At 34.3% G+C, this 3,564-nt stretch carries 7 protein-coding genes; 4 read left to right on the top strand and 3 right to left on the bottom strand.

The window, feature by feature from the left end; genetic code table 11:
• The first annotated feature begins 163 nt into the window (after positions 1–163).
• Positions 164–322 carry a hypothetical protein gene (locus tag ACI4WO_RS02325; protein ID WP_439805947.1) on the top strand — a complete coding sequence of 53 codons (159 nt, stop codon included), beginning with the start codon at positions 164–166 and terminating at the stop codon, positions 320–322.
• Here the strand turns inward: ACI4WO_RS02325 and ACI4WO_RS02320 are convergent.
• On the bottom strand, positions 293–679 hold the full coding sequence (locus ACI4WO_RS02320; RefSeq protein ID WP_439805946.1) for a helix-turn-helix domain-containing protein: 387 nt from the start codon (positions 677–679) through the stop codon (positions 293–295). The genes ACI4WO_RS02325 and ACI4WO_RS02320 overlap by 30 nt on opposite strands.
• 33 nt (positions 680–712) lie before the next feature.
• Between ACI4WO_RS02320 and ACI4WO_RS02315 the strand changes: the two genes are divergently transcribed.
• The gene (locus tag ACI4WO_RS02315) at positions 713–1,054 is read left to right on the top strand and encodes a flavoprotein (RefSeq protein ID WP_439805948.1); all 342 of its coding nucleotides are present in this window, start codon (positions 713–715) and stop codon (positions 1,052–1,054) included.
• A gap of 90 nt (positions 1,055–1,144) precedes the next feature.
• Here the strand turns inward: ACI4WO_RS02315 and ACI4WO_RS02310 are convergent, their stop codons facing one another.
• Positions 1,145–2,041, bottom strand: coding sequence for a dockerin type I repeat-containing protein (locus ACI4WO_RS02310; protein ID WP_439805945.1), 897 nt, complete (start codon positions 2,039–2,041; stop codon positions 1,145–1,147).
• Positions 2,042–2,169: 128 nt separating this feature from the next.
• Positions 2,170–2,340 carry a hypothetical protein gene (locus ACI4WO_RS02305; RefSeq protein WP_439805944.1) on the bottom strand — a complete coding sequence of 57 codons (171 nt, stop codon included), beginning with the start codon at positions 2,338–2,340 and terminating at the stop codon, positions 2,170–2,172.
• Between the two features lie 116 nt (positions 2,341–2,456).
• Here ACI4WO_RS02305 and ACI4WO_RS02300 point away from each other — a divergent pair, with 116 nt between their 5' ends.
• Together ACI4WO_RS02300 and ACI4WO_RS02295 are read left to right on the top strand one after the other, a co-directional pair.
• Positions 2,457–2,810, top strand: a complete 354-nt coding sequence (locus tag ACI4WO_RS02300; RefSeq protein WP_439805943.1) for a hypothetical protein — start codon at positions 2,457–2,459, stop codon at positions 2,808–2,810.
• Between the two features lie 70 nt (positions 2,811–2,880).
• Positions 2,881–3,564, top strand: a 684-nt coding sequence (locus tag ACI4WO_RS02295) for a helix-hairpin-helix domain-containing protein (RefSeq protein WP_439805942.1), incomplete at its 3' end; no start/stop codon positions are given.

The following is a 3,564-nucleotide window of genomic DNA, read 5'->3' as shown; positions in this document are numbered from 1 at the left end:
AGGTCGACCGCATAGAAAAGCGTATAGCTGAAATCAATTCAAGGCAGTCATGGAAAGAAAAACTGTACAATCAGTTTATAGGTGGAAAGGATTAAATATTTAAACATATCAAAGCTAAATAGTGCATATTATAATATAAATAAAAAAATACCAAGGAGACTTCATGGAAGATACAGTAAAAATAATATCAATAAAAAATAGAGATAAAAAAATAAAAAACAATATACCAAGAAATATAATAATACATACATCAAAAGAATTTGATGAAATATATTCTGAAGCAGTAATAGAGTCAATTAATATTTTGCTCAATCCACTTTAAACTAAATTTTTTAAAAGCAGTTTGCCATATATCATATGACGGACTGCGATTTTTTTTGTTAAACCATGATTTAACTAATGTATATGATAAATCTAAATATTTAGAAAGCTGATATTTAGAAATATTAAATTCATTAATATAAGCATTTAGAATCTCGTTTTTATATAATTTAAATTTTAGATATGGAGTAAATAAAAACAATTTATCTTTTCCACATGTTATTGCTAAATTTTGTAAGATATCAGTATTAATATTATTTATATCGTATCTTCCATTTTCATACCGGGATAAAGTAGAAATGCTTATTCCTGATTTTAAAGCTAAATCTTTCTTGGACATATTAGAGGATAATCTCATTTGAGTAATAGAATTTGCTAATTTGCTGTTAATATTTCCATATATATATTTTGTTTCTATTCGACAAGTGGGAACGTTTATAATAATATCATCGGTTTCCGTTTTATCATCACTGATACACCAGTAACCATGGCAGTAAAGTCACATATCAGAAATGCCAGACCAGCAGTTATTGCTCTGGCTTCGAATGATTCTCTTGCAGGCTCAATGAAGAATATCGGTTATCTTATGAATATGAAAAATTATTATTTTGTTCCTATTTATCAGGATGACTATGCTAATAAGCCTACTTCGGCAATATGCGATTTTTCAAGGCTTGAGGAAACTATAAAGGCTGCTTTGGCAGGAAAACAGATACAGCCTGTTCTTTGCTGAATGTCTTATGACAGTATTCATTTTTTATATAATAAAAAAAGCAGGTATTTAAACCTGCTTTTTTATGTAAAGTATAAACTTTAATTTAAATTAGTCCTTCTTAGTAGCAAGATCTCTTGCCATTGCAGCTGCGTCACGAACGTTAACCTTTCCGTCCTGATTAAAGTCAGCAGCCGGATTTGTTTCAACTGTGATCTCTACACCGCTTGCAAGATTTCTTGCAACCCATGCAGCATCACGGATGTCGAACTTGCCGTCACCGTTTGCATCACCAAGAACGTAGTTGCCAGAAACGAAATTGATGAACTTGCCCTTAGCATATGTTTCAATTTCTGTACCAGCATTACCCTTAAGTGTTAAATCACCGTAAGGAATAGCTGTAACATATAAATTGAACTTGTCAATGTTAGCCTGTGAGAATCCCATGTCATCAATGTTCATGATTAAAATCATGAGCTTGCCCTGAACTGTGTTAGCAGCAGAAATATCAACCTTGTTCAGGTGATTCATAAGCTTTACACTTAAATTAGCAATATCTGCATCTGTAATAGCTCCGTTTGCACCTGTACCCTTGTAGCCAGCCTTTTCAGCAACATATCTGATGATATCATCAGTTGTAGCTGCATCAGAAAGTTCACTGTCAAAGAAATTCATAACCATAGAAGAAGTCAGGAAAGCTGTATTTCCCATTTCAGCAAGCTGAAGTGAATCAGGAACGTTTACAACTGCGAGATCTTCACAAAGACCGAAAGCATAATCAGCAATACCGATTACATCCAGGTCATTGTCGCCAACTGTTACCGTAGGCGGAATTGTTACTTCTGTAGCTGTAAGATCCTTCCATTCAGTAATTACAACACCATTTTCCTTAACTTCATACTTAAAAGCGTCTGTTTCTTCAGCGCTTACACCTGTAAATGGAATAGCAGATGCTAATAATGAAAGAGCACCGGCTGTAGCCATTACTTTTGCAAGAGTTTTCTTCATAATTATTCCTCCATTTTAAAAAATATACTTACATAATATCATTAAAACCTCTTTTTGTCAAGAAGTTTTATGATTTTTCCCTTATTTGGAAACAAAATCCGAAATAAATTATAGTAATATATATGACGTTATAAAATACTATACTCGAAATTTTTCCATATAAGTTCGGTGCCGATATCCGTACCTTCCGGAAGCAGAGCCATTGCGATGAACATTGTATCATCTGAATCTGTATCCGTCCGAAGAAGAGTTGCGTAATCTCCCTCGATTTTCAATACTCTGTACTTATAGGGTCCCATAAATATCCTCCCGTTTCTTATAATATCACACAGCAGCGTACAGGTCAATATGTTAATTAACATTTTCGTTAAATATGCATAAAATATAATAAATATGTTAAAAAAGGAGTGTTAATATGGATAGTATTTTAATCATTGTATTTTCATTTTCAGCAATGCTTATGGTTATGATAGTTGCCTCAGCTCTGAAAATTACTGCTTCGGAGAGAATTCCGGAAAAGGGATTTATAACTGTTGTTGTACTTGATGGCATAGAGGATACGGAAAAATGTATTAACAGGATTATAAATAAAATAATGTGGACTGATGAGGAACTGATAGGAAGCGTTATACTTGTCGACGGCGGATTAAACAATGAACAGGCAGAAATTTGCAGAAGTTATTGCAGAAGATATGATTATTTATTTTTTACTTCATTTGAAGAGCTGGGAAATATTATTCTGGAACAGCGGAAAATGGCATTAAAATAATTGATTTTTCTGTCGAAAAATAGTATAATAAAAAAGTGTAACATTTTACGCTTTAAGAAGGGGACGCCAAATGGATCAGGATACACTAAAAATTGAGGGTACTGTAGAAAATATAATATATCGAAATGAAAATAACGGTTATACGGTTTTGGATATCGACACGGGCGGAGAGCTTGTGACAGCTGTGGGAGAGCTTGGTGATGTTGAAGCCGGAGAGGTTCTTTTAATGGAGGGCAGGTATGTTACTCATGCAAAATTCGGAGTGCAGTTTCAGGTGGAATACTGCGAGAGAAAGCTGCCCAGTACCTCTGTTAATATATGTAAATATCTTTCTTCCGGAGCAATTAAGGGGATAGGTCCGGCACTTGCAAAGAGAATAGTGGACGTTTTCGGAGAAAAGACTCTTGAAATCATGGAAAAAGAGCCTTCAAGGCTTATGGAAATAAAGGGAATTTCTCCGAAAAAATGTGAAAGTATTGCTGAAGAAGTGCAGAAGATTTTTAATCTCAGGCATCTCATGATATATCTTTCAAAATATGGACTTAAAGCAAGTGTTGCAATGAGAGCATATCAGCAGTGGGGGCATCAGGCAATAGAGCTTATAAAAAGCAATCCGTATTGTCTTTGCTCTGATTGCATAGGTCTTTCATTTAAAAAGGCTGAGGAGCTTGCCGGTAAAATGGATGTTCCGGTAGATGCACATAAAAGAATTGCAGCCGGATTTGTTTATCTCCTGACTGAAAATGCCAATGCC

The organism is Porcipelethomonas sp. (genome assembly GCF_051893655.1).
Lineage (GTDB): Bacteria > Bacillota > Clostridia > Oscillospirales > Ruminococcaceae > Porcipelethomonas.
This window is presented reverse-complemented; position numbering and strand designations above follow the sequence as displayed.